The sequence below is a fragment of the Haliea sp. genome, from assembly GCF_040221975.1.
GTDB lineage: Bacteria > Pseudomonadota > Gammaproteobacteria > Pseudomonadales > Halieaceae > Haliea.
On record NZ_JAVJWR010000033.1, the window covers coordinates 543,566 to 568,103 of the forward strand.

The following is a 24,538-nucleotide window of genomic DNA, read 5'->3' on the forward strand; positions in this document are numbered from 1 at the left end:
GCCAGCCTCAAGTTATCTGATTTCTTCGTATGGTGTTTGCTGTATAAACACTTTAAGCTTCAAGCACCGAGGTCAGAAAATCACAAAAACGTTCAGCTGTCGACCGAAACCGGGGCGGGAGAAATGTAAAAAATGCATAGAACAACTGGCTGGACCCGATGCAACGGTACTGTCTTCACGCATTTGCGCTGGCTAGGGATACTCGCCCTGGCAGGACTGGCAGCCTGCGACAACGAGCCGGTCCAGGACATTGCAGACAGCCATTCCGTGGCAGCAATCGCACAGGTAGACGGTGCCAGGGTCATCAACGCGGACAGCGAACCCGGGAACTGGCTCGCTCACGGCCGCACCTACGACGAGCAGCGCTATTCTCCACTGGCCCAAATCAACCGCGACAATGTGTCTCGTCTCGGGCTCGCCTGGGAAGCGCCGATGGATTCCCGTCGCGGTCTGGAAGCCACGCCCATCGTTGTCGATGGCATCATCTATACCACCAGCACCTGGTCCCGGGTGCGCGCACTGGATGCGCGCTCCGGTAAATTGTTATGGGAGCACGACCCCGGAGTGGATCGTGCCTGGGGCAAGAAACTGTGCTGTGACGTCGTCAATCGCGGCGTCGCCGTGTGGCAGGGCAAGGTGTTTGTCGGCACCCTGGACGGCTACCTGGTCGCACTCAATGCGGCAGATGGCGAACAACTCTGGCGCGTGGACACGCTGATTGACCGCGGCAAGTTCTACTCCATCACCGGTGCACCACGTATCGTCAAGGACAGGGTCATCATCGGCAATGGTGGCGCGGAATTTGCGGTCCGCGGTTACATCAGTGCCTATGACGCCGACAGCGGTAAACTGGACTGGCGCTTCTTTACCGTACCCGGCAGTGCCGACGGACCCTTTGAACACCCGGAGCTGGAACAGGCAGCGGCCACCTGGTCACCCGACAGCAACTGGCAGGGCGGTGGCGGGACAGCATGGGACTCCATGGCCTACGATCCGGAGCTCGACTTGCTCTATGTCGGTACCGGCAACGGCGGGCCCTGGTCGCACTACGCCCGCAGCCCCGGCGGTGGCGATAATCTGTACCTCGCCTCAATACTCGCACTGCGACCGGATAGCGGGCGTCTGGTCTGGCACTACCAGACCACGCCCGGTGACTCCTGGGACTACACAGCCACCCAGCACATGATTCTGGCCGACCTGGAAATTGATGGCCGGCAGCGCAAAGTACTGATGCAGGCACCCAAGAACGGCTTTTTCTATGTTCTGGATCGTGCTACTGGCGAGCTGATCTCGGCCGAAAAATATGTCTTTGCCAACTGGGCCAGTCATGTCGACATCGAATCGGGTCGCCCCGCTCTCACCGGTCTTGCGGATTACAGTGAACAGGCCCGATATGTCTTCCCCTCGGCCGCCGGCGGCCACAATTGGCAGCCGATGTCCTACAGCCCCGCCACCGGGCTCGTGTACATACCAGCCCGGGATGCAGGCTGGGTACATAACGAGGCTGGCGACAAGTGGTTTGAGTTTGGGGTAGATAATCTCGAGGAGCTGGCCGAGGGTCAGGACATCCCTCCCACACGGGGCTACCTGAAGGCCTGGGATCCGGTGGCACAGAAACTGGTTTGGCAGAAGGAGACTGCCAACATCTGGAACGGGGGCGCTCTCGCGACCGCAGGAGGCGTGGTTTTTCACGGTACCGCCACGGGCCACCTCTACGCACTGCACGACGAAAGCGGAGAAGTCCTGCTGGAACTGCCCATTGGCACAGGCATGATAGCGCCCCCGATCAGCTACGCTGTCGATGGCCAGCAGCACGTTGCCGTCATGGCCGGCTGGGGTGGCCCCGCCTTTAATACCCTGGGAGGCGACGAGGCACTGCTGGACTTCGAGAATGCGGGCCGCCTGCTGGTATTCGAACTGGATGGGGCGCCGGTGCCACTCCCTCCCCCCGTCGCACCGCGGGGTCCGGTACCGCCACAGCCAGAACTGACTACAGCCCCGGAAACCCTGGAGCGTGGACGCTTGCTGTATGTCTACAATTGCGGGGGCTGCCATGGCATGTATGGCAGCACGCCGATGCTGCCCGATCTGCGGCTGATGACCAAAGAGAAACACGCGCTGTTTCAGGATATCGTGCTGGGAGGCCTGCTCGAGAATGCAGGCATGTCGAGTTTTGCCGATGAACTCAGCGAAGCTGACAGTGATGCAGTACAGGCGTATATCGTGTCCCTGGCCAACGCAAGCCGGGATGAATAGACGTGGCTCAGTTCAACCGTCGCCAGGTCAGCACCCAGAGCTGACCCTCGGGCAGGTCCACGGAAAGCTCCATGGTCGCGGCGTCGGGAAAGTGAATGTTGCGGCGGTACACCTCCCCTTTCTCGTAGGGAGGGCCGGCATTCTCATCCGCGGTGTAGGCAAAGACTCCTTCCGCAATCGAATAGGTACCGTAACCAACGGCATGCTCTGGCAGCAGCCGTGCCACGGCCTCGAGTTCTGGATCGTCGAACGCCGCCAGCGCATATCCGATCGCAACGAAGATCCGCTGCCCCTCCATTAGGTACATGCCACCCTTTACAAGCCTGGTGTCGAGATGTAACGGCGTGCCCCCTCTGCGTTCAACCTTGGCAATTGCCCATTTCCCGTAGGATTGCGCCAACAGCTGCTCATCGTCCGCTGTCGCCGCCACTGACGCGCCGAGAATGAAAAAAGGCGGTGACAGCAAGGCTGCCACCGCCAACACCCGGATGCAGGCACGCATCCGGCTACAGGACCATAGCGACATCACCAGTTGTAACCCACGCTGACCCCGTAGGTCCGCGGCGCTCCCCATACATTGAGGATATTGATCGGCAGTTGCTCGAAGGCATCGACCAAGTACTCCTCATCGGTCAGGTTGCGTACCCAGAAGGCTACATTGACTTTCTCATCCGCCGTCGAGACACCGGCCCTGGCATTGGCAAGCCAGTAACCATCGCCAGTACTGTGCCCGGTTTCCTGATTGAGGCGATAGTTCACTTCGCTGCGGTAGCTGAAATCAAGCTGGGCAAAGCCGTTCATGCCACTGTCCCCCAGGCCGGTTGTGTAGCGCGCGAAGCCACTCAGGGAACGTTCTGGCGTATTGGCCAGCTTCTGCCCCTTGAGCTGCCCCGAGTCGACCTCGGCATCGATCCAGTTGGCGGCGAGATTGAGATCCAGACTGGAGGATACTCTCCAGGTCATGTCTGCTTCAAAGCCGAACACCTCGGCATCACCAGCATTCGTCAACACCTGGTTGGGCGTACCGATATCGTTGAGCACGAATATCTGCGCCTGGAAGTCCCGCCAGTCGTAATAGTAGGCCGCGCCGTTGAGCGTCATGCGGCCGTCCAGCAGCGACGCTTTCCAGCCGGCTTCAAGTGCCCAGAGTTCTTCCTTGTCGAATGGCTGCAAGTCATCTATCGAACCTGCGAATGACGCATTGAAACCGCCACTCTTGAAGCCCTTGCTGAGATGGGCATACAGCAACACATCCGCGGATGGCTCGAAGTTCAAGCCAATCTTGCCGGAAAGGTCGTCGGTACTGATATCGTCATCAGTGAAAGCCAGGGGCAGGTTTCCGAGCAGCCCGGTCACAAATGTGCTCCCGCCCTCGAACTCGCGCTTTTCATGGGTTGCGCGCAGCCCACCAGTCAAGCTCCAGCGCTCCGCCAGAGGAACTTCAAAGTGCAGGAAGCCCGCGACGGAGCGGGTATCCTGCTCGTAATCCTGCCAGGCCTGAATCGGCGCCGGAATGCCGGTGAGAATGGGCAAGAAATCACTGCTGCCCAGGCGCTGCAGCAGGTCGATATTGTCATAGGAATAATAGAGTCCGGCAATCCAGTCGAACGACCAGCTGTCGTCGGACGTCAACCGCAGCTCCTGGGAAAAGGCATACATCGAGTCATCGTAGCGACCGTCCGCCAGCGCACCGGGCTGGCCGTCGGCATCAATACCTTCGCTGCGCTCGTAACGGTCGTAGCCGGTCGCAGACGTCAGTGTCATCCTGCTCATGTCCCAGTTCAGGGTCATGGAGCCACCCCATCCCCAGCTGTCGTTGTTTGGTCCCTCCGGGAAGGCGGCGTTGCTGCCCCCGACCGTTCTAGGGTTCCTGTCCGGCTCGACAAAACCAATGAGATCGGTGCAGCTGCCATCAAACACGTAGCTGCCGGCTACCGCGGCAGGACACAGGGAAAAGGGATCGGCGGGATCCTGGGAGTTGACCAGTTTGACCTGCATGTTGGTGCCGTCGTCGCGGCCACCATGCACCTCAAACAGGACATCCAGCGCATCGGACGCTTGCCAGTGCAGCATTACCCGTGCGGCGATGCGATCTGCATCCCCCAGGTCTTCCCCGGTAAAGCGATCCTTCTGCCAGGAGCCGCCCTGGCGCGTATACAGCGCGGCGCGGGCATTGACCGAGTCAGAGAGGGCGCCACCCGCGGCAAACTCGCCTTCCAGGGTATCGAAACGGCCGTAGTCCAGCCGTACCTGCCCTTCTGACTCTGCGGAAGGCTTGCGCGTAATAAACTTGATCGCGCCACCGGTGTTGTTGCGTCCATAGAGTGTGCCCTGCGGCCCCTTCAGCACTTCCACCCGCTCAACGTCGAATAGCGCAAAGCCCGCCATGGGATGGAAGGGCTGGTAGACCTCGTCGATATAAAGACTGGTAGGCGAGTTGTTGTTGCTGACAAAATCGTTCAAACCAATGCCGCGCACCGTAAAGGTCGGCGCGCTGTCACCCAGCGTGGTCTTGGTGAAAAGCCCCGGCACCTGGGCCCCCAGGTCCTTGGGCTGAATCATGCCGAACTGCTGCAGGTCATCTCCGCTGAAGGCCTTTATCGACAGCGGAATGTCCTGCACGGAGCGGGCTCTCTTTTCTGCAGTCACTATCACCTCTTCCAATACGGTGGCCTGAACTGACTGTGTCGCGAGCAACAGCCCAGCCGCCAAAGCCGTGTGCATGAATCGGTGAGCTGCCGGTTGGTGGCCGAATTTTTTCTCAAGCATGAGGTTGCCCCTCCTTCATAGGTGAATCTGATTATCGGCAAAGATTGCCACATAAACATTCATTCGTAAATGGTTTTATTTTGCTGGTGAACATCCTGTATTTCATATCCGGGAACCTCCGCGCTCCTGCCCCTGACGACCATTCCGACGCGGCTATTCACGATCGCAACTACCTCTGCAAACGCTCGTACAGAGACCAGAACCGCCATTGACGACAGCCAATATAATATACCCAAGAGATTCCGTCTATTGTTTTATTGTCTATTACATTTTCTTTGTTTTTTATAGTTTGATGTGTTTATCTATATTTCAGGTCGCGCACCTGGAGTCAGGCCTCCACGCCGCAACCCGTCAATGCCCACCATGCGGTGGACAGCTCTACTTTAACCAGCAGCCATAGCGGAGAAACCCATGGAAGACACAACCAGCGATCGCGTTGTCCATCCCCTGCCCCAAGAAGGCATGTCCTTTGACACCATCAAGCAGACGCTCGACCCCCTTGTCATGCCGGAACCCCATGCGTCCTTCACCCGCGCATTCAGGGGCCCAAAGGATGTGCAGGAGGTCGCAAAATACGCCTTCACCCAATTCATGTCGGATAACGGGTTCTTTTCCCTGTACGCACCGTATATGAAGACCATAGAACAGCAGGTGATCGCGATGGGGGTCAGCCTGTTGCACCCGGATGAAACCTCAACGGGGAATTTCACCAGTGGCGGGACAGAGAGCAACTTTTCCGCGATACATGCGGCCCGCAATTGGGGCAAGGTACACCGCCCTGGCGCAAAACGGCCCAACATCGTGGCGCCGCACACGATTCACCCGTCGTTCATGAAAGGTGCGCGCTACCTCGACATGGACGTCATCGTCACGGAGCTGGATGCAAATGGCCTTGGAGTGGCGGAAAACATTGCGGCGGCAATCAACGAGGATACCGTCATGGTGGCCGCGTCCGCGCCTTCATGGGCATTTGCCCGAATCGACCCCATCGAGGAGATCGCTGCAGTCGCTACGGATGCCGGAGTCTGGATGCATGTAGATGGCTGCATCGGCACCTATATCTCCCCGTTCCTGGAAAAGCTGGGACACAAACTGAAGCCATGGGATTTCCGGGTACCGGGCGTCATGTCCATATCCGGCGACCTGCATAAATTCGGCTACAGCATGAAACCCGCGTCCACCATCTACTGGCGCAGTGAGGAACTGCAGCAGTATCACTACGTCAGTATTGATGACCCCTACCTCGGCCCCTACAAGATGGCAGGGCTGTCCGGCTCGCGTTCGGCAGGCTCCATCTTCTCGGCCTGGGCAGTAATGAACTACCTGGGTGAGGAAGGCTATCTGCGCCTGACCCGGCGCCTGCTGGAAATAAAAGATCGCTTTACCCGTGGCATCAATGTCATCGAAGGCTTGAAAATGTGGGAGGTGGACGTGATGCCCCTGCATTTCCACTCCGAGAAAGCTGCCACTTCCTCTGTCTATCAGGGCTTGACCGACAGGGGCTGGGCAGCACTTGGACTGGTGAACCCTGAAGCCATTACAATATGCGCGGATCCCTCGCTCAGTGACGCCGATGTAGACCTCTTCCTGGCGGATCTTAAGGCCGCCACGGAGGCAGCAATTGCCGCCGGTGACAGTGCCGCCAAGGGCGAGATACGGTATGGCTGAAAGGTAAAGTAAATGAAGAAAAGCGCCACTGTAACTGGACTACGCGGGCGCCAGAAAGAAAAGCGCCGGGCTGCGATCATCAGCGCGGCCCGGCAGCTTTTCGAAGCACTCGGGTACCAGAACACAAGCATGGAAGCCATTGCGGAAGCCGCAGAGGTCGGCGTCGCCACGGTCTACAACTACTTTGGCAGCAAGGGAAAGTTGCTGGCGGATATTCTGCGACCGGAGTTCCAGGCACTCTACGACCAGGGCGACGAACTGCTGTCGGCGCCGCCTGCAGACCCCGCGGATGGCGTGCTGGAACTGATACGGATCTATCGCCACTTCCAGGACGACTGGCACAGCCGCCGGCTGCTCACGGCAGTCATCGGGCCCGGATTGACGGCGGAGCCGGTACTGGATGAGCTCACGATAAAGGCTGAAGCGGAAGTCAAGCGACAACTCGCCGCCCTGCTGGAGGATTACCAGCAGCGCAATCTTTTGCGAGCCGAAATTGCCATGTCGGATGCGGCGGTGATCCTGTTTTCAGTGTTCAATCAGCACTACATAGAGTATGTAACCAATGATGAAGTCCAGTTCGAGGACATGAGTGAATGCATGGACAGGCAGCTACGCCTGTTCGTTGCGTTGATGAAGCCAGGCTAATGATCTCGCTGCAGACAGAAGGCTGCGAAGCCGACCTGTGACCGCCACTCATTTCGACCTGGTTTTCTCGCTGCTCGACCTGTACTCGTCAAAACGCGCTGCAATACTGTCGCGCCAGTAGATCCACTGCTGCCTGCCGCCATCCTTGCCCAGGAAAAAAGACGCTCCCGTATCCTCAGCAATGTAGCGCATCAGGGCAGTTCCCCGTATCAGATTCAGTGTCCCCTGTACCAGCAACACACCGTCCTTGCCCTTGAACAGGGATGGGCCGAAGAAGCTGCTGAACGCCTTGCGAATGCCCTCGGAATGACGCTGGTCGATCTGATGCAGATGATCCGTAAAACCCGGATCGCGCTTGGTCCCCATGAAAAACTCCAGCGTTGCGGGAAACAGATCCGTCGAAAAGACGTTCCACATCAAATCCAGAAACTCACTGCTGGTAGCAGGCCCCGGTTCCGCAGCCAGCGCATCCAGCAACTCCTTGTTGCGCTTCTCGGCGAGATAGTCCAGTGCCGCCTCCAGCATCGCCTCCCGCGAGGCGAAGTGGTACTGCAGGGCTCCCCGGGTAACCCCCGCGTCCTCGGCGATGGTCGTTGTTGTGGTATCGGCGTAACCGCGCTTGCACAGCGTGGCGATCGCCGCTTCAAGCAACCGCGCACGCGTCGCTGAACTCCGTGCTTGCTTGGTTTCCCGCAGCCGCGGCCTGGCAGTCATAGCTCCTCCTGGTCACTGGATATCATATACATTCATTTGTGATTGATTTTATGGGGCAATCGGTTACACTCCTATTTACCCTCCGGTTGGACACCTCTTTCACCAAGGCCGGACAAAGCATACATCGAAAATACCCCATGGACAGCCGTTAATCTCAGGAGCCAACGTGAAACTCGACGAATACAGGCAACAGGATGGTATCGCATTGGCACAGCTGATAGCGACAGGCGCTGTCAGTGCAGAATCAGTCGCCGACCTGGCGTTTGCTGCACTGGAATCCGAAAACGACAGTATCAATGCCGTGATTGGAGGCACACCGAACGAAACGGAGCGTGCGCTATCGACAAAATCGAAGTCACCCCTTTCTGGAGTACCATTTCTGATCAAGGATATAGCTCTTTCATTCGCGGGCGTACCCTGCGAGTTCGGGAGCCGCCTGGGAAAAGGTTTTGTCCCTGACCACGACACCGCCCTCGCCCGCCGCATCAAGGACGCCGGCCTGGTGACCCTTGGCCGCAGCAACACTCCGGAGTTTGGCTGCAACGGTACCACGGAACCCATCCACGGCGGCATCACTCGGAACCCGTGGAATACAGACCACAGTGCAGGTGGCTCCAGTGGTGGCGCCGCTGCCGCGGTAGCGGCGGGCATCGTGCCGGTGGCACATGCCAACGACGGTGGTGGCTCGATTCGCATACCGGCGCACTGCTGTGGCGTATTCGGACTCAAACCTTCAAGGGGCATGATATCTTCGGCCCCAGATGCCGATGAAGCCTTCTTTGGCATGGCGTCCCAGCTGGTAGTCTCGAGAACAGTACGGGATAGCGCAGCAGCTTTCGATCTTTTCAGAGGTCGCGAACCAGGTGACCGGTTCGTGCTGCCACCGGTAGCAACAAGTGCGCTGCAAGCAACCCTATCCTCCCCGAGGTCACTGAGAATCCGGTTCTGGAGCACCATGGCCGACGGCTCTTCGCCCGCCAATGACGAATACATGACATCGCTTCATGACCTCGCCGAGCGGCTCAGATCACTCGGCCATGCAGTACAGGAGGCGCCAGTGCCTGTCGATCACCGTATCGGGGGAGACCTGTTCCTCAACCTTGCCGGGACCGGGGCCATGCATGCCATAGACAGCCTGGCGGCAGGATTGCAGCGCCCAATCGATGATTCCACCCTGGAAATCGGCACGCTGCGCTTCTATGAACATGGCAAACGCCAGACCGCCGCTGATATCATGCGCGCCATGGATGCGCTGAATAGCGTTATCCGTGGGGTTGGGGCGGTATTTCAGGAAGCGGATATCGTGCTGTCACCGGTTGGCATAGCCGACGCGCCGGTCGTGGGGGAACTTGACCAGAACCGCGCCTGGAAAAGTGGGGAAGAATGGAAGAACCACATCTTTAGGCACTATCCAATTCCCGCACTGTGCAATGTGACCGGCCAACCCGCAATGTCCGTACCGATGGGGCTGTCTGCGCGAGGACTCCCTCTCGGCGCCCACTTCATTGCCGACATGGGCCAGGAAAACCTCCTGTTTCAGCTTGCCGCGCAGATTGAACGGGAGTGGCCCTGGCCCAATCTGGTATAGCGACTTGCGGGTATCCCGAACTCAACCAGCCATTGTGACACCCGCATCACAATGAGCTGGCCCTCTCCCGCAGAATGTATTTTTGCACCTTGCCCGTTGATGTAGTGGGTACTTCGCCAAAGATCACGGATCTGGGCAACTTGAAGGATGCGAGTCGATCACGGCAGAAGTCTATCAGCTCGGCCTCGCTCACAGTCGCACCGGGCCTGAGCTGAACAAAGGCGCAGGGCGTCTCACCCCACTTTTCATCCGGCCTGACGACTACCGCAACGGACTGAACGTCAGCGTGTTCGTGGAGGGCCGCCTCGACCTCGACAGAAGAGATGTTTTCCCCGCCGGAAATGATGATGTCTTTCAACCTGTCCTTGATCTCGACATAGCCATCGGGGTGCTTTACCGCCAGATCGCCACTGCGAAACCACCCTCCCTGAAACGCCTCCTCCGTTGCTGCGGCATTGTTGAAATACTCCGCCATTACGGTATTGCCGCGAAACATCACCTCCCCTATCGTCTCTCCATTTGCCGGGACCGGCGTCATCGATACAGGATCCAGGACGTCCATCGTCTCCATGGTCGGGTAAGCGACGCCCTGGCGCGCCTTGAGTTTCACCTGTTGCTCCGGTGGCAAGGCGCTCCATTCCGGCTTCCAGACACAGACCGAAGCGGGACCGTATACTTCGGTCAATCCGTAGACATGGGTGACGTCTGCGCCCGCGGCTTCTATGGCCCTGATAATCGCCGGGGCAGGCGCGGCTCCCGCCGTCATGATATTCAAGCCTGCCAATCCATCGGCATCCAGATCATCGACCAGGTCCGTCAGCAAACCCAGTATCACAGGTGCACCGCAGAGGTGAGTGACCGGCAGAGCGTCCAGCGTGGCGACAATGTCATCTGCCCGCACTCCGCGGAGACAGACCTGGGTTCCGGCCTGGGCGACAACAGACCACGGGAAACACCAGCCATTGCAGTGGAACATGGGCAGGGTCCAGAGGTAGACAGGATGCATTGGCATTTGCCAGGCGAGAATCCCCCCCAGAGCATTCAGATACGCCCCACGGTGACTGTATATCACCCCCTTGGGCTCACCGGTTGTCCCCGATGTGTAGTTCAGGGCTATTGGCTGCATTTCATCATCGATGGATCCGGGCACGAAACCCGGATCGCCTTCCGCCAGCAGCAGCCCGTACTCCCTCTCTTCCGTCCCTTCAGCGATGTAGGCAGGGTCGCCTATTTCAACAAGCGGTATCCCCATTCCGGTAGTGTCCATCGCCTCCCGGGCCACACTCAGGTACTCGGTATCTGCCAGCAACAGACGGCTCTCGCCATGTTTCAGAATGTATGCCACCGTCGCAGGATCCAGGCGCGTATTGATACTGTTGAGTGTTGCACCAATCATCGGTACGGCGAAATGGGCCTCGATATGCGCGGGAATATTCGGTGCGATGATGGATACCGTATCGCCTTGCTGTATTCCTCTCCGCTTCAGTGCCGAAGCCAGTCTGCGAACACGCTGACCGAACTCCTCATAGGTGAACGATCGCTCGCCATGTATTACGGCGACACGCTCCGGAAAAACCGACTGTGTCCGCAGCAGAAACGAAATGGGAGTCAATGGCTCATAATTCGCCTTGCAGATAGCCCCGTTCCTCTTCCCCCCTTCTCGTCGCTGCATGGTCATCGCTCCTTTTTTTCGCGCGGGTGCCATTTTCTTGCAGCGAATAGTGTAGGCCGCTCCAGCAATCATTACAATCATTCGTGATTGCATTTTAAATACAAGCCAGCCAGAATTCACTCTGGTTCAGCAGAGTGGCTGATGTTTCATCCACACCCAACGCAGGATAATCCGACAATGATCTATCGCTGTTTCGTTACAGGACACTCCGGGAAAGGGAATTCCACGGTGGTCAAAGACACTCCCGTATCCCAGTCCACCGGTTGGATGTTCAATTTCTGGTCTACAGCGGAAGCGCCTGCCGACAACGCGGAACCAGCGCTTTTTCGCTCAGGGGAAACGAGCCTAAGCCCCCCGCCTGGCGGAACGCTTTTCAGAATCTTTCACGTACCCCCCGACAGCAGCATAGCGAACCTGACGAAGGAGGAGGTCAGGGATATGAGCGCCAGTGTCGGTGTTCCCGGTTCCGAGGACCGATTCCATACTGACAACAGGATCTGGCACCGTACCGACACGATCGACTATGTCGTCGTTGTCCAGGGCTCCCCCATTCTTCATCTCGAAGACCGTGATATCGCGCTGAAACCACTCGACGCAGTCGTCCAGCGCGGAACCATGCACGCCTGGAGTAACCCTACGGAAGAAACCGCAGTACTCGCATGCACACTGGTCGATGCGAAGCCGATCGAGAATCTTCGACAGCGCACGTCATGAGACTGATTACATTTCAAATCAATGGCGAACAACGCCTCGGCGCTTTTATTGACAAGACTCACACCCGGATTCTGGATCTAACCACTGCCGCGTCAACAACCGCGAAACCCCGGCCCTGGGAATACGAGTCCATGCAAACGCTGATTGATGCCGGACCTGCCGCTTGGGAACACACCAACAGATTGCTCGAGAATCCGCCTCCTGAGTGTGTGATGGCAGCAGCGGGCACGAGGATCCTGCCGCCGTTGCCACGCCCTCGACGGATGCGCGACTTCAGTGCTTTCGAGACTCATGCCTCAAGCGCTGGCCAGGTGCCCGACATCTGGTACCGGTGGCCACTTTACTACAAGGTCAATACCTATGCCGTTATCGGTCCTGACTGTGAAGTGACGTGGCCCGATGCATCAACCGAGATTGACTATGAACTGGAGATAGCCGCCATCATTGGCAAACCAGGGCGAGGTATTACCAAAGAGCAAGCCAGAGAACACATCTTCGGCTTCACCATATTCAATGATCTGTCCGCGCGCGACTGGCAGCGCTGCGAGTTCCAGGCGCCCCTGGGTCCGTCCCGGAGCAAGGACTTTGATGGGGCCAATGTCATCGGACCCTGCATCGTCACCCTGGATGAAATCCCAGACATCTATGCCCTGGAGATGACCGCGCAGGTCAATGGCGAGGAATGGTCGCGGGGCAATACCCGCACCCTGTATCACTCGTTCGAGGACATGATTGTCTTTGTCTCCGCATCCGAGACACTGGTGGCTGGCGAGCTGTTTGGCTCGGGCACCGTCGGTAGCGGGTGTGGCATGGAGCTGGGGCGCTTTCTGGCGCGTGGTGATACCGTGCAACTGACCGTGGAGCACCTCGGCTCACTATCCACGGTGATTCGCTAGCATGGCCACTGTTCCTCCGCCTGGCGGTAGGGAATTTTCCCGTGGCTGGTCACAGCTTCTGTTGGTGACACTATGTATCGGCATGGGAATATCAGCCCTGCCTTTCTACACGTCCGGCCTGTTCATTGTCGCTCTTGGCGAGGCCTTCGGGTGGTCCCGCAGTGCTGTTTCCACCGGCAATCTCGCCATGGCACTCGGTCTCGCACTGTCAGCACCCTTTGTCGGCGGGCTTGCCGAGCGGCGCGGACCGAGGCGCGTCGCCATGATGTCCGCCGGCCTCATGGCGCTTGGCTATCTTGGTCTCGGATTGATCCAGGGCGTCTATGGCGCTTACCTGGGCCTGATGTTTGTGACCGGCTTTGTTGGCGGTGGCACGTCGGCAGTGGTGTTCACCCGAATCGTGGTCTCCCACTTCAACCGTTATCGCGGGCTCGCCCTGGGGATTGCATTGATGGGCGTGGGGCTGACTGCTATCTGGGGGCCTGTCGTCGTGGAACGCGCCCTGCGCGACTTTGGATGGCAGGGAGGCTACGGCCTGCTCTTTTGCGCATCGATAATCATGTTGCCGCTCATGATCTTTCTACGCAGCGAGCAGCCCACTACCGGCGTCCAGCACACGACTGCCAGCGTCCCCGGCAAACTGTCACGCGATATCGTGCGTGAGGCGCTGCTCTCGCGGCCTTTCGTGATGCTAGCCTTCGCCACCATGCTCATGGTCGTCGCTATCGCGGGGCCAATGGTGCACCTGGTGCCGCTGCTGATGGACCGGGGTGTTGAGGCGCCGAGCGCGGCCCGAATCGCCGGCACTATCGGTATTGCCCTGATTGTTTCCCGCCTCGTCATCGGCGCAGCACTTGATCATTTTCACCCATCGAGGCTGGGCGCAGCGATAATGATAGTGGGGGCGATCGGCACAGCCCTGGTGGGCTTTGGAAATATGCAATGGACGATTGTGGGTGCCCTCCTGTTGGGCACGGTGCTCGGAGCCGAAATCGACCTGCTGGCGTTTCTGGTGGCGCGTTATTTTCGCCACGACTGCTACGGGGTCCTGTTCGGTGTTCTCTACGCTATCGCACTGATCTTCGCGGGTGTGGCACCGTTGGTCTACGCAGTCTCGGTGGATTACCTCGGCGACTATACCCCTGCGCTTGCGGGCAGCATCGTCGCGCTGATGATCGCTGGCGTGTTGTTGCTTGGACTCGGCGGTCAGGTGACCGATAGCTCACGCACCGATAACTCGTGAATTCCGGCAGGCACTGCGACAAGTGCCGTCATGAGTCTTGGCTTGAAGGAGAGCCGACGGTGTCGATCAGTCAGGGCTCGTGTGAAGTATGCTTGCCCGGTTCCCAGCCACCGCTCGACAGATGCTGCGTCGTGAAAGCGAGGGGGTCAGACTCCAGAGTCGTCGCGAGTGTGAGCGCAAGAAGGCTGGGGTTCCCGCCAAAAGGCACCGCGGAACCAGGCTATGGCCGTGTATGGGGGACGCCCAGGTATGCCGCTGACTGCTGCCACCACGCCCCAATACCGAAACCTGTGTCCACCTGGACTCATCCCTTCGAATGAATCGACAATCACGCGCCCAGACCGATACCGCCGTCAACCACCAGCCCCTGGCCAGTGATGAAGGATGCCTCTTCTGAAGCGAGAAATGCCACCGCACCGGCGATATCCTCTGGCCTGCCGCGCCTTCGCAACGGTGTCCGTTGACGCATGATCTCATCATATCCATCCACATTCTTGGCCAATTCGACGGACATTGGAGTAACAATAGCTCCTGGAAGCACGCAATTTGCAGTTATCCCCTGATCGCCAAATTCTACGGCTATATTTTTTGTCAGGCCCAACACCGCATGCTTCGAGGCAACATAACTGGCAAATCCAGCTGCAGGCAGCAACGAGTTCAGGGATCCAATATTGATAATGCGGCCCTGATTACTCCGCTGAAGCAGGCCCAGCATCGCGGCACACAAGCGGTGCACTGCAACCAGATTGATCTCCAGAGTCCATCGCAAGGTTTCCGCACTACATTCATCGAAGCGCTCGGGGGTGCCGATTACGCCAGCATTGTTCACCAGAATATCCAGGCCTCCGAAAATCTGTTCAACTTTTTCAGCGATGGCTTCTGGAGCCGTTGACGCGGTGAGGTCCTGCTCGAAGGTATCGATCATCGCCAGATCAGCCCTTTGGGGAAAGGTAAACGAGACGCCGGGCCGGTCCACCGCCAGCACTCGCGCACCTTCAGCAGCGAGTTTGGCGGCGATGCCTGCACCAATTCCCTGTGCAGCACCGGTCACAATCGCTCGAAGTCCCTTGAGACGTTGGTAGCTTTTCATCGCTCTCTCCTGATTTGGACGCGGGGTGTATTATGTGAGCCCCACTATATAAATACAATCCTGTCTGTATTTTATTAGACCAAGGCTTGGGAGACAGACATGAATCCCGTAAAACTGGCAGCCTGGACGGGGTACACAGCTCGAAAAAGTACTTCGCAAATTGGCCAATGCCAGCCGAGTGGAGCGACTGGAGCCGAATGCGGGCGGAGATCAAGGCCTCATCAGAACTCGGCAGGAGGCTGAAACTATTCTGGATATTCCAAACCGCGGGGATTTTCAGGATGCGCCGCAACCGCAGCGCCGGCAACAGCAAGATCCCTGCAGGTTTATCGCTTCAGTCCGGCAGCAACATGTAGGTCGAGGTGCCGCTGGCGACCACGCGCTGGTCGCCAGCGGCGCGCAGCGTCACTTCACCAAAGATCAACTGCCTGCCCGGCTTCAATACACGACCGGTGGCAATGACATCCTGGTCGATCACCGGGCGCATGAAACTCGTATTCTGGGACACGGTGGTACAGTTGCCGAAACGGCCCTGTGCCGCGTAGCAGACGAACACCATGCAGGTATCGATGAGGGCCATCATCGCCTGGCCGCAGACCATGTTATGGGAACGGCACAGCTGCTCCGACCAGGGCATGCGCATGACCACGGATTCCGCATCAATGCTCTCCACCCGGGGTTGCAAGCCGGCGACCCAGGGCGCGAATACCCTGCCCAGTTGTGCGTTGGCGGTTTCCAGCGTGATTGCAGCGGTATCTGCCATGAACGTGCCTGCCTGTTGCGTTATTGCCTGGCCTGCCAGCGCACCGGTAGCGTCTTCACCCCGCGCTGGAAATTGGAGCGCAGGAAAGTCGGGGTTCCTGTCAGCTCGAACCGGTCGAACCTGCGCCCCAGTTCGGTAAACAGGGCCCGCATTTGCGCGACTGCCAGCTGGCCGCCGATACAAAAATGGGGGCCGTGACCAAAGCTCAGGTGCGGGTTGGGGTCGCGACGGATATCAAATACCGACGGGGCACTGAATACTCGCTCATCATGGTTGGCCGACAGGAAGGACAATAGCACCTTGTCGCCCGCCCCGATCGCCACGCCGCCAAGCGTAGTGTCCTCGGCTGCAGTGCGTCGGAAGTTCATTACCGGTGTCCACCAGCGCAGCATCTCTTCCACTGCACCCGGCATCAGGTCGGGGGTTTCCTGCAGTTCACGCCAGGCCGCGGGGTGTTGCAGCAGCGCCAGCATGCCGCCGGGAATGGCGTTGCGCAGGGTCTCGTTGCCAGCCACCGCAAACAGCCAGAACATGTTCTCGAACTCGGCGATGGTGAGCTTGCCGCCCTCCTCGTCGATCTGCGCCAGCAGGATGGACATCACATCGTCACCCGGATGCTCGCGCTTGTACTCCGCCAGCAGGTGGGCATAGCGGTAGAGATCGTCCATGCCGTGCCGGGAGCGCGGGTCAGGCAGCTTGCCGTTGGCGTCGGCAACCGGGCGCAGCTTGAGGGCCTCCCTCGCCATGGGAGTACCGCGGGCGACATCGAACCGCGAGGAGCCGGCGTATTCCGGATCCTGATAGCCGATGACTCGGTTCGCCCAGTCGAACATCAGGTAGCGATCCTCACTGGGCAGGCCGAAGATGTCCGCCAGGCACAGCAGGGGCATGTCGGCAGCGATGTCCTTGACGAAGTCGCACTCGCCGGACTGCGCACCCGCCGTGACCCGGTCGACGATGTCGGCGGCATGCTGGCGGATCCTGTCCTCGAGCTGCCTGATCGCCCGCGAGGTAAAGGCATTGATCAGCATGCGCCGCAGGCGGGTGTGATCCGGCGGGTCCATGTTCAGCATCATTTGCTGGACATAGGCCAGATCGTCGGGCGTGGCAGGGTCCCGCAACTGGGTACCGCCCACCTGCGAAGAAAAGATTTTGGCGCTCTTCAATGCCTGCTGAACCTCCGCGTGGCGGGTGACAAACCAGAATCCCTTGCCACCCGGCCACTGGGGCAGTTGATGCTCTTCCACCCACACTACCGGCCCCTGTGCGCGCAGGGCGGCCAGCGATTCAAAGGGTATCGCCTGCTCGTAGACCAGAGGATCGTAGATGAATTCCAGCTGTGACTGGTCCATTGCGGTCATCCGGGTGACTCCTGTGCCATTATTGTTGCCCGCTGACGCAACTTGCCCAGCAGATACATGAAATCGCGGTATTCGCTCACCGACAGGCAGTCCAGCAGTTCCCCTTCCCAGGCCAGAGCGTGGGGCACCAGATCGCCATACAGCGCCAGGCCCGCCGCTGTCAGGGCGAGGTCCCGCGCCCGGTTGTCGGCTTCCTTGCGCCGCTGGACGATCAGGCCGCGGACAGTCAGATTCTTTACTGCCCGTGATACCTTGCTTTTCTCCATGCCAGTGGTAGTGACAATCTGCTTGGCGTTAAGCACGCCATGCTCGGCGAGGTTCGCCAGTACGCGCCACTCGGGAACACTCAGGCCGTAGTCGCCAGCGTAGATGCGCGAAAGGCCGGTACTGATCCGGTCTGCCAGATTGTTGACCAGATAGGGCAGAAAGCTCTCGAGTTGTAGCTCCCGCCGCGCCGGCTCAGTCACCTGCCCCTTCGCCATGCCCGCAGCATCAGTCCTGCAGCTGGTCCCAGACTTCCTGGTCGCGCTCGGCAGTCCAGATCCGTGGCCAGTCGATGCCGTCGAACTCGTCCCAGAGGCGCTGCACATCAAAGGGCAGGCAGTGCTCGAAAATGGGCCAGCGGCCGAATTTGGGCTCGAGGTGGGCGTGGGTGGCCTCGAAGGCCTCCTTCAGGGAACCGCCGGCACGGTGTACTTCGCCGACCTTGGCGATCATGCCCTCGAGGAAGCCGCGTGTCTGCTCGATGGCGGCATCGACTGCCGCCCGCCCTTTCGCCGTGGCGCCGCGACCACCGATCAGGGTCTCGGCGCCGAAGGCCTTGACCTGGTCCAGAGTGCCCTTGGACCAGTCGAAGTGGAACGCGTCGCCGGTATACAGCGCCGCTTCCGCCTCTACCAGATCGCCGGCAAACAGGATCTTGTGTTTCGGCAGCCAGGCGCAGATATCGCCCGCGGTGTGGCCACGGCCACAGTACTGTAGTACCAGGTCGCCGCGGTCGCCGCCCAGGGGGATCTCCAGGCGGTCATTGAACACGATGTCCGGATGCGTGAGGCCGGGGATGCCCTCGGGCTCGCGGAACAGCCGTGGCATGCGCCCGAATTCACTGTCCCAGTCCTGCTGCCCGCGCTCGTTGATCAGGAAACGGGTCTGTTCGTGGGCAATGATCGACTCCGCCTCGAAGGCGGATGCACCGAGCACGCGCACCGCGTGATAGTGCGACAACACCAGGTACTTGACCGGCTTGTCGGTGTGCTCGCGCAGCTTGGAGAGCCAGTCGCGGGCGGCCCGGGGCGTGGCGCGCGCCTCGAACGCGACCACAAAATCCTCGCCCTCGATGGCGCCGATATTGGGGTCGCCTTCCGCGGTCAATGCGTAGACGCCCTCGGCGAGGACCTCCAGGGTTTCCACTTTTTCGCCGAGGTCGGCGGAGGATGCAAACGGTTTCTTGGCCATGGATCTGCTCGTCCTGTCAGTCAAATGATGGGTGAACCATATCACAGACTAGTTGCATAGCCAACTTTAATCATGGAGCAATGGTCACCTGAAATGCCGAGGCATAGTATATTTAACGCGCTTGCAACGGTTGCAACCGGCACCCCTATCCGCTATATTTATTCTCGTTTGCAACTATAAGCACGGCCCAGCCCCGGAGGATGCGCGACATGGCAAGCACCTACACAAACCCCGAGTATCCTTACCGGAGAAGCCCCGACCAGGATGCTGCCGAACCGGTACACCACCGGGTGATCATTGTCGGTGGCGGCCCCGCGGGCCTTGCGGCCGCCATGGATCTTGCTCTCCAGGGCATAGACTCGGTGGTTCTGGATGACAACAACACGGTCAGTGTCGGCTCCCGGGCGATCTGCATCGCCAAGCGCACCCTGGAAATCTGTGATCGCTACGGCTGCGCCCGGCCGATGATCGACAAGGGCGTCATCTGGAAGCACGGACGGGTGTATTTTGGCGAGGAACAGATCTACGAGTTCGACCTGCTGCCCGAGCAACACCACAAGATCCCGGCCTTTATCAACCTGCAGCAGTACTACTTCGAGGAGTACATGGTGGACCGCTGCCTGGAAATGCCGCAGATCGACCTGCGCTGGCTGCACAAGGTGACCGAGGTGACCGCCGGCACCGATCGAACCGATATCGTGGTCGACACCCAGGAGGGCCCCTATCGCCTCAGCTGCGATTACCTGCTGGTCGCCGACGGCGCCAACAGCCCGATCCGCGAGTCCTTGGGCCTGGAGAGCAAGGGGCAGATATTCGAGGATCGCTTCCTCATTGCCGACATCGTCATGGAAGCGGATTTCCCCGCGGAGCGCCGGTTCTGGTTTGACGCGCCCTTCCACCCCAACCAGTCGACCCTGCTGCACAAGCAGGCAGACAACGTCTGGCGGATCGATTTCCAGCTGGGCTGGGATGCAGACCCGGAGGAAGAAAAAAAGATCGAAAACATCCGGCCGCGGGTCGAAGCCATGCTGGGCAAGGAACAGAAGTGGGAACTGGAGTGGGCCAGTGTCTACACCTTCCGCTGCCGGAAGATGGACTCCTTCATTCACCGGCGGGTTATCTTCATGGGCGACGCCGCGCATCAGGTCTCGCCGTTTGGCGCCCGCGGTGCCAATGGCGCCCTGCAGAGCGTGGAGAACCTGTGCTGGAAGCTGGCGGCCATTCTCCAGGGGCGCGCGCCGGCATCGCTGCTGGCGACCCACGATACCGAGCGCCAGCACGGGGCCCGGGAAAACATCCTGCACTCCACCCGGGCGACCGACTTCATGACCCCAAAGAATGCGGCGACCCGCCTGTTCCGGGACACCGTGCTGGATCTCGCCCGCGATTACCCCTTTGCCCGCAGCCTGGTAAACAGTGGCCGGCTGTCGACACCCTGCACCTACGACGATACCCCGCTCAACACACCTGACCAGGCAGACTTTGCCGAACGCATGCGCCCGGGGTCACCCTGCCTGGATGCACCGGTCGTGGGCGCCGGTGGCCAACAGGAGTGGCTGCTGGAACGTCTGGGCAACCGCTTCACGCTGCTGCTGTACGGTGAATTCGCGGCCAGCGCGCGCCAGCAGCTGGAGGCCGCCCTCGCCAGCCTCGAAGGCGAGGGCAACCACATCGGTGCGCTGTGGGTTCTGCCCCCGGGTCAGCAGGCCGGGGACGACAATGAGATCGCGGATAGCCAGGGAATTCTGGCCCAGCGCTATGACCTGCGCCAGGGCGCCATCTACCTGATACGCCCCGACCAGCATGTCTGTGCGCGCTGGCGCACGCTGGACCCGGATGCCGTGGTCCGGGCCGTGCACCGGGCCCTGGGACAAAACCTGGCAGAGGAGCAGGCCGCATGAGCACACTGATCACCGACAGCAACTTTACCAACCCCGATGCCTTCTACGCCGCGCTGGCCGAGATCCACCGGGACCGCAGCGATGCCGAAAGCGCGGCCATCAATGCCCGTCTGATTCTGCTACTGGCGAACCAGGTCGGCGACCAACACACCCTGGAGCAGGCGCTGGCAATCGCCGGCCAGGTCCACCTTGAAGAGTGATGCCCCGATGACAGCAAACACACAGACCTCCGAACTCAGCTACCTTACCGGTTTTGGCAACGAACACGAAACCGAGGCTCTCGCCGGCGCCCTGCCCATCGGGCGTTTCAGCCCACAGCGAGTCAACCACGGGCTGTATGCCGAACAGTTCAGCAGCACCGCGTTCACTGCGCCGCGCGCAGCCAATCGCCGCACCTGGCTCTACCGCATACGTCCCTCCGTGGTACAGGGTGACTACGAGCCCTGCACCAGCACCGGCCAGGGAATCCACACGGGGCCGCTGGCTGGACCGACACCGCCGAACATGTTGCGCTGGGATCCGCTGCCGCTACCCGGTGCCGGCGTGGACCTGCTGGACGGGATGACTACCATTGCCACCTGCGGCGATGCGCTGGCCCAGACCGGCGTCGGCATTCACCTGTACGCAGCGAGCGAGTCCATGGAGCAGCGCTATTTCTATTCAGCGGATGGCGAATGGCTGTTCATCCCGCAGCAGGGAGAGTTGCTGCTGCGCACCGAATGCGGGCGCCTGCACCTGCAACCGGGTGACATCGCGGTTGTGCCACGCGGCATGAAGTTTGCGGTCGACCTGCCGGCCGGCCCCGTCCGGGGCTATATCTGCGAGAACTACGGCGCTCCCCTCACCCTGGCCGAGCGTGGTCCGGTCGGTGCCAACGGTTTCGCCAATGACCGCGACTTCCAGTATCCGGTAGCGGCCTATGAAGACATCGAAGGTGACTTCGAACTGCTGTGCAAGTTTGGCGGCCACATGTATCGCGCCGCCATCGGCCACTCGCCACTGGACGTGGTGGCCTGGACCGGCAATTCGGCCCCCTACAAGTACCAACTGTCGCGCTTCAACACCATGGGCTCGGTGAGCTACGACCACCCCGACCCCAGTATCTATACCGTCCTGACCTCGCCCTCGGACACGGCTGGCGTGGCCAATCTCGATTTCGTGATCTTCCCGCCCCGCTGGATGGTGGCTGAAGACACCTTCCGCCCACCCTGGTACCACCGCAACATCATGAGCGAATACATGGGGCTTATTGAAGGCGTGTACGATGCCAAGGAGGAAGGTTTTGTTCCGGGCGGCAGCAGCCTGCACAACTGCATGTCGCCACATGGCCCGGAAGCGGCGGTGTTCGAGAAAGCGAGCACGGCAGAGCTAGTGCCGGACCGCTACCAGAACACCCTCGCCTTCATGCTGGAGTCGCGCTACCTGTACCAACCCACGCCCTGGGCCCTGGACACGGAATTGCGCCAGCGGGATTACATCCGCTGCTGGGACGGAATCGGCAAACAGTTCAAGTCCTGAGCGCCGCGGCGATGGCTTCCCGGATGCAATCCACATCCGGGACCTGCCGGGCCAGCAGAAGCGCCAGCTTCGCCAGGAACACGGCCTCCTGCTCGGGTCCGGCCTCGTCAATGGCTTCCGCCAGCAGGTCGTAGATCTGTTCCAGTTCGGCAAATTCAAGTGTCTGCTTCATGCGACTCTCCCAGGGCCCGGTACAAGGCAGCGGTGACGATGCTTTCGTCCGGGTGCCGCCAACGCCCGGCAACATGGCGGTCGGGGCGCACCAGATACAGGGTACCGGGCTCCGCACCGTAGGCGTCCGCAAGGTGGCGCGACGGATCGGGCAGGCACTGCTCCCCCGTCACTCCCCCGCCACTCTTCTCCCGCGTCGCCACCAGCACGCTCAGGTCGGGATCAATCACTCGCAGGCCGGGCATCAGGCCGGCGACCTCGGCATCGCGTTCAACTGAACCGGCGAAATAGAGCACGGTGAAACCCGGCCCGATGTGGTCGAGCAGGAAATCGTTCTCTCCCAGGCGGACATTCTGCAGGGGCGCCCCGGGTGGGGGGCCGGCGTCGAAGCCCTCGCCCGCTGTGTCGGCGCTGGTCAGCGGGCTGTCATCGTAGATCCAGGGCTGTACCTGACGCGGATCAACAAACGGCTTCGCGAAGTCCTCTGTCAGCGCCAGCTCAAGCACCGCCTTGCGCATGAGGCTGTAGCCGCGACTGGGCGGCGTCATGAAACGGGAGCTCTTGCCGGCATTGCGGAACACATCCAGGGTCGCGCCCCGCCGCTCGGGGGTGAAACTGTCCAGCAGGCCCGTACCGGCCCGGCCCTGCAACGCGTAGGCCAGCTTCCAGGCCGCATTTACCGCGTCGGCGATGCCATTGTTGAGCCCGCGAACCCCAAAGATCGGCACGATATGGCCCGAGTCGCCGATAAACAGCACCCGCTGGTGGCGATAGTCATCCAGGCACAGGGTATTGGCGGTATAGATGCTCCACCACTCCAGTTCCCAGTCGCCCCGGTGACCGATCATGGCGAGGATGGCCGCTACCCGCTCCCGTACGGTGGCTTCCGCTACCGCATCCTCCAGATCCGCGCCCGCGGGTACCTGCCAGTCCACCCGCCAGATATTGTCCGGCTGCCGGTGAATGAGAATCGTGGCCTCGGGGTTGGCGGAAGACTCGAAAAAGGACCGGCGCTCGGTGGGAAAGTCGTGATCCATGCGCACATCCGCGATCACGTAGTTGCCCGGCAGATTGCGGCCATTGAGACGCAGCCCGAGCAGATTGCGCACGGTGCTGCGGGCGCCATCGGCCGCGAGCAGGTATTGCCCCCGCAGCGGATAGCTGCCCTGGGGCGTGACAATGTCGAGTTCCACGCCAGCGTCGTCCTGCGTTACCGCCGCCACCTCTGACAGCCAGCGGATATCGATCAGCCCCGGATAGTCGGCGGCCGCATCGATGAGGAATTGCTCGATGTACTGCTGCTGGATGTTGTACATCGGCAGGAATCGCTCGTCTTGCGAATGCGGCATCGAAAACTGGTAAATGAGCTGGTCACGGAAATAGCAGCGACCGCTGGTCCAGCCCAGGCCCTTGGCCGCAAAGGACGCGACTACGCCCAACTGCTGCAGGGTTTCGAAGCTGTAGCGGGAAATGCAGATTGCCCTGCTGCCGTCATTGACGGTGTTTTTCTTTTCCACCACCACCGAAGCCACGCCCAATCGCGCCAGCGCCAGTGCCGCCGTCAAACCGACCGGTCCGGCCCCGGCAATGATGACCGGGTGCCGGGGCCTGGCACCGTCGAGCTCTGCTGGCTTGCGGAAGGGATACTCAGGATACTCGAAATACAGCGATTCCAGCTCGCTCCGGCCGGCAGGTCTCATGACAATGGCTACACCCGATTACAAGGACTCAAACAACTTGGCCACAATATGCCACTGGCCATCGATTTCCAGCAACTGGAAATGGTTGACGAAGTCCATGCCCAGATACCCCGTCTCCCGCAGTACGGCCGTGGCGATACGGCCGTCAATATGCACGGTATCAATCCGGGCCTCGTAGCGCAAACCGGAATCCACCGGCGCCGGATTGGCGCCTACCGCGGAGAAGAAAGGCTCCGGGCTACCGGTGACGAGTTCACCTGCCAGGTAGCCGCTCAGTACTGCGGAGTGATGGAACAGGGCCCGCAGTGCCAGCACGTCGCCGCGGGCGCAGGCACCGATGTAGGACTGGATCACGGCCTGCACCGCCGCCAGTGGCTCTGCGCGTGCCATCAGCGTGCCTCCGACGGCGATGTG

The 24,538-nt window shown here is 60.2% G+C and carries 22 protein-coding genes; 10 read left to right on the forward strand and 12 right to left on the reverse strand.

What is annotated here, in order from left to right; translation table 11 throughout:
• The first annotated feature begins 132 nt into the window (after nucleotides 1–132).
• On the forward strand, nucleotides 133–2,256 hold the full coding sequence (locus tag RLO07_RS17490) for a PQQ-dependent dehydrogenase, methanol/ethanol family (RefSeq protein WP_462293423.1): 2,124 nt from the start codon (nucleotides 133–135) through the stop codon (nucleotides 2,254–2,256).
• Nucleotides 2,257–2,263: 7 nt separating this feature from the next.
• Here RLO07_RS17490 and RLO07_RS17495 read toward each other — a convergent pair whose 3' ends face one another.
• Together RLO07_RS17495 and RLO07_RS17500 are read right to left on the reverse strand one after the other, a co-directional pair.
• A complete protein-coding gene (locus tag RLO07_RS17495) occupies nucleotides 2,264–2,758 on the reverse strand; it encodes a hypothetical protein (protein ID WP_462293424.1) in 495 nt (164 codons plus the stop codon).
• 23 nt (nucleotides 2,759–2,781) lie between these two features.
• Nucleotides 2,782–5,025, reverse strand: coding sequence for a TonB-dependent receptor (locus RLO07_RS17500; protein WP_462293425.1), 2,244 nt, complete (start codon nucleotides 5,023–5,025; stop codon nucleotides 2,782–2,784).
• Nucleotides 5,026–5,436: 411 nt separating this feature from the next.
• Here RLO07_RS17500 and RLO07_RS17505 point away from each other — a divergent pair, with 411 nt between their 5' ends.
• Complete coding sequence (locus RLO07_RS17505) at nucleotides 5,437–6,693, forward strand: pyridoxal phosphate-dependent decarboxylase family protein (protein WP_462293426.1); 1,257 nt, start codon at nucleotides 5,437–5,439, stop codon at nucleotides 6,691–6,693.
• 12 nt (nucleotides 6,694–6,705) lie between these two features.
• Complete coding sequence (locus RLO07_RS17510; RefSeq protein ID WP_462293427.1) at nucleotides 6,706–7,338, forward strand: TetR/AcrR family transcriptional regulator; 633 nt, start codon at nucleotides 6,706–6,708, stop codon at nucleotides 7,336–7,338.
• Nucleotides 7,339–7,386: 48 nt separating this feature from the next.
• On the opposite strand, the gene RLO07_RS17515 is transcribed toward RLO07_RS17510, so the two are convergent.
• Entirely contained in the window at nucleotides 7,387–8,052 is a 666-nt protein-coding gene (locus RLO07_RS17515) for a TetR/AcrR family transcriptional regulator (RefSeq protein ID WP_462293428.1), read from the reverse strand.
• Nucleotides 8,053–8,218: 166 nt separating this feature from the next.
• Here RLO07_RS17515 and RLO07_RS17520 point away from each other — a divergent pair, with 166 nt between their 5' ends.
• Nucleotides 8,219–9,640 carry an amidase gene (locus tag RLO07_RS17520; protein WP_462293429.1) on the forward strand — a complete coding sequence of 474 codons (1,422 nt, stop codon included), beginning with the start codon at nucleotides 8,219–8,221 and terminating at the stop codon, nucleotides 9,638–9,640.
• Nucleotides 9,641–9,686: 46 nt separating this feature from the next.
• On the opposite strand, the gene RLO07_RS17525 is transcribed toward RLO07_RS17520, so the two are convergent.
• Complete coding sequence (locus RLO07_RS17525) at nucleotides 9,687–11,405, reverse strand: AMP-binding protein (RefSeq protein WP_462293430.1); 1,719 nt, start codon at nucleotides 11,403–11,405, stop codon at nucleotides 9,687–9,689.
• A 345-nt stretch (nucleotides 11,406–11,750) separates the two neighbouring features.
• On the opposite strand from RLO07_RS17525, the gene RLO07_RS17530 reads away from it, so the two are divergent.
• The 3 genes from RLO07_RS17530 (at nucleotide 11,751) to RLO07_RS17540 (ending at nucleotide 14,165) form a co-directional block, all read left to right on the forward strand.
• Nucleotides 11,751–12,026: a cupin domain-containing protein gene (locus tag RLO07_RS17530; protein ID WP_462293431.1), complete on the forward strand. Its 276-nt coding sequence runs from the start codon at nucleotides 11,751–11,753 to the stop codon at nucleotides 12,024–12,026.
• Between the two features lie 212 nt (nucleotides 12,027–12,238).
• Complete coding sequence (locus tag RLO07_RS17535; protein ID WP_462293432.1) at nucleotides 12,239–12,922, forward strand: fumarylacetoacetate hydrolase family protein; 684 nt, start codon at nucleotides 12,239–12,241, stop codon at nucleotides 12,920–12,922.
• An 82-nt stretch (nucleotides 12,923–13,004) separates the two neighbouring features.
• A complete protein-coding gene (locus tag RLO07_RS17540; protein ID WP_462293433.1) occupies nucleotides 13,005–14,165 on the forward strand; it encodes an MFS transporter in 1,161 nt (386 codons plus the stop codon).
• Between the two features lie 328 nt (nucleotides 14,166–14,493).
• Here the strand turns inward: RLO07_RS17540 and RLO07_RS17545 are convergent, their stop codons facing one another.
• The 5 genes from RLO07_RS17545 to RLO07_RS17565 form a co-directional block, all read right to left on the reverse strand.
• Nucleotides 14,494–15,255, reverse strand: a complete 762-nt coding sequence (locus tag RLO07_RS17545; RefSeq protein WP_462293434.1) for an SDR family NAD(P)-dependent oxidoreductase — start codon at nucleotides 15,253–15,255, stop codon at nucleotides 14,494–14,496.
• A gap of 334 nt (nucleotides 15,256–15,589) precedes the next feature.
• Nucleotides 15,590–16,018 carry a PaaI family thioesterase gene (locus RLO07_RS17550; protein ID WP_462293435.1) on the reverse strand — a complete coding sequence of 143 codons (429 nt, stop codon included), beginning with the start codon at nucleotides 16,016–16,018 and terminating at the stop codon, nucleotides 15,590–15,592.
• A gap of 20 nt (nucleotides 16,019–16,038) precedes the next feature.
• Nucleotides 16,039–17,379 carry a cytochrome P450 gene (locus RLO07_RS17555; RefSeq protein ID WP_462293436.1) on the reverse strand — a complete coding sequence of 447 codons (1,341 nt, stop codon included), beginning with the start codon at nucleotides 17,377–17,379 and terminating at the stop codon, nucleotides 16,039–16,041.
• Nucleotides 17,376–17,861: a MarR family winged helix-turn-helix transcriptional regulator gene (locus tag RLO07_RS17560; RefSeq protein ID WP_462293437.1), complete on the reverse strand. Its 486-nt coding sequence runs from the start codon at nucleotides 17,859–17,861 to the stop codon at nucleotides 17,376–17,378. The genes RLO07_RS17555 and RLO07_RS17560 overlap by 4 nt, the downstream gene beginning before the upstream one ends.
• 10 nt (nucleotides 17,862–17,871) lie before the next feature.
• The gene (locus RLO07_RS17565; protein ID WP_462293438.1) at nucleotides 17,872–18,834 is read right to left on the reverse strand and encodes an MBL fold metallo-hydrolase; all 963 of its coding nucleotides are present in this window, start codon (nucleotides 18,832–18,834) and stop codon (nucleotides 17,872–17,874) included.
• A gap of 209 nt (nucleotides 18,835–19,043) precedes the next feature.
• Between RLO07_RS17565 and RLO07_RS17570 the strand changes: the two genes are divergently transcribed.
• Genes RLO07_RS17570 through hmgA form a run of 3 tightly spaced genes read left to right on the forward strand, consistent with a single transcriptional unit; the run spans nucleotide 19,044 to nucleotide 22,253 of the window.
• A complete protein-coding gene (locus RLO07_RS17570) occupies nucleotides 19,044–20,735 on the forward strand; it encodes an FAD-dependent oxidoreductase (RefSeq protein ID WP_462293439.1) in 1,692 nt (563 codons plus the stop codon).
• Entirely contained in the window at nucleotides 20,732–20,935 is a 204-nt protein-coding gene (locus tag RLO07_RS17575) for a DUF2783 domain-containing protein (RefSeq protein ID WP_462293440.1), read from the forward strand. Before RLO07_RS17570 ends, RLO07_RS17575 begins: the two co-directional genes overlap by 4 nt.
• A 7-nt stretch (nucleotides 20,936–20,942) precedes the next feature.
• Nucleotides 20,943–22,253 (forward strand): homogentisate 1,2-dioxygenase, encoded by a 1,311-nt coding sequence (gene hmgA / locus RLO07_RS17580; RefSeq protein ID WP_462293441.1) that lies wholly within the window; start codon nucleotides 20,943–20,945, stop codon nucleotides 22,251–22,253.
• Here hmgA and RLO07_RS17585 read toward each other — a convergent pair.
• The 3 genes from RLO07_RS17585 to RLO07_RS17595 are packed head-to-tail and all read right to left on the reverse strand — an operon-like array spanning nucleotide 22,243 to nucleotide 24,514.
• A complete protein-coding gene (locus RLO07_RS17585) occupies nucleotides 22,243–22,425 on the reverse strand; it encodes a DUF2783 domain-containing protein (protein WP_462293442.1) in 183 nt (60 codons plus the stop codon). The genes hmgA and RLO07_RS17585 overlap by 11 nt on opposite strands.
• Nucleotides 22,409–24,124 carry an FAD-dependent monooxygenase gene (locus RLO07_RS17590; RefSeq protein WP_462293443.1) on the reverse strand — a complete coding sequence of 572 codons (1,716 nt, stop codon included), beginning with the start codon at nucleotides 24,122–24,124 and terminating at the stop codon, nucleotides 22,409–22,411. Before RLO07_RS17590 ends, RLO07_RS17585 begins: the two co-directional genes overlap by 17 nt.
• An 18-nt stretch (nucleotides 24,125–24,142) precedes the next feature.
• Entirely contained in the window at nucleotides 24,143–24,514 is a 372-nt protein-coding gene (locus RLO07_RS17595) for a nuclear transport factor 2 family protein (RefSeq protein WP_462293444.1), read from the reverse strand.
• Between the last annotated feature and the right edge of the window lie 24 nt (nucleotides 24,515–24,538).

Bases quoted from the DNA above. Each gene is read 5' to 3' on its own strand.
- RLO07_RS17590 (WP_462293443.1), bottom strand. From the start codon at position 24,124: ATGAGACCTGCCGGCCGGAGCGAGCTGGAATCGCTGTATTTCGAGTAT.
- RLO07_RS17525 (WP_462293430.1), bottom strand. From the start codon at position 11,405: ATGCAATCACGAATGATTGTAATGATTGCTGGAGCGGCCTACACTATT.
- RLO07_RS17585 (WP_462293442.1), bottom strand. From the start codon at position 22,425: ATGAAGCAGACACTTGAATTTGCCGAACTGGAACAGATCTACGACCTG.
- RLO07_RS17570 (WP_462293439.1), top strand. From the start codon at position 19,044: ATGGCAAGCACCTACACAAACCCCGAGTATCCTTACCGGAGAAGCCCC.
- RLO07_RS17505 (WP_462293426.1), top strand. From the start codon at position 5,437: ATGGAAGACACAACCAGCGATCGCGTTGTCCATCCCCTGCCCCAAGAA.
- RLO07_RS17490 (WP_462293423.1), top strand. From the start codon at position 133: ATGCATAGAACAACTGGCTGGACCCGATGCAACGGTACTGTCTTCACG.
- RLO07_RS17565 (WP_462293438.1), bottom strand. From the start codon at position 18,834: ATGGCCAAGAAACCGTTTGCATCCTCCGCCGACCTCGGCGAAAAAGTG.
- RLO07_RS17560 (WP_462293437.1), bottom strand. From the start codon at position 17,861: ATGGCGAAGGGGCAGGTGACTGAGCCGGCGCGGCGGGAGCTACAACTC.
- RLO07_RS17500 (WP_462293425.1), bottom strand. From the start codon at position 5,025: ATGCTTGAGAAAAAATTCGGCCACCAACCGGCAGCTCACCGATTCATG.
- RLO07_RS17540 (WP_462293433.1), top strand. From the start codon at position 13,005: ATGGGAATATCAGCCCTGCCTTTCTACACGTCCGGCCTGTTCATTGTC.
- hmgA (WP_462293441.1), top strand. From the start codon at position 20,943: ATGACAGCAAACACACAGACCTCCGAACTCAGCTACCTTACCGGTTTT.
- RLO07_RS17495 (WP_462293424.1), bottom strand. From the start codon at position 2,758: ATGCGTGCCTGCATCCGGGTGTTGGCGGTGGCAGCCTTGCTGTCACCG.
- RLO07_RS17545 (WP_462293434.1), bottom strand. From the start codon at position 15,255: ATGAAAAGCTACCAACGTCTCAAGGGACTTCGAGCGATTGTGACCGGT.
- RLO07_RS17530 (WP_462293431.1), top strand. From the start codon at position 11,751: ATGAGCGCCAGTGTCGGTGTTCCCGGTTCCGAGGACCGATTCCATACT.
- RLO07_RS17535 (WP_462293432.1), top strand. From the start codon at position 12,239: ATGGCAGCAGCGGGCACGAGGATCCTGCCGCCGTTGCCACGCCCTCGA.
- RLO07_RS17550 (WP_462293435.1), bottom strand. From the start codon at position 16,018: ATGGCAGATACCGCTGCAATCACGCTGGAAACCGCCAACGCACAACTG.
- RLO07_RS17555 (WP_462293436.1), bottom strand. From the start codon at position 17,379: ATGACCGCAATGGACCAGTCACAGCTGGAATTCATCTACGATCCTCTG.
- RLO07_RS17515 (WP_462293428.1), bottom strand. From the start codon at position 8,052: ATGACTGCCAGGCCGCGGCTGCGGGAAACCAAGCAAGCACGGAGTTCA.
- RLO07_RS17575 (WP_462293440.1), top strand. From the start codon at position 20,732: ATGAGCACACTGATCACCGACAGCAACTTTACCAACCCCGATGCCTTC.
- RLO07_RS17510 (WP_462293427.1), top strand. From the start codon at position 6,706: ATGAAGAAAAGCGCCACTGTAACTGGACTACGCGGGCGCCAGAAAGAA.
- RLO07_RS17595 (WP_462293444.1), bottom strand. From the start codon at position 24,514: ATGGCACGCGCAGAGCCACTGGCGGCGGTGCAGGCCGTGATCCAGTCC.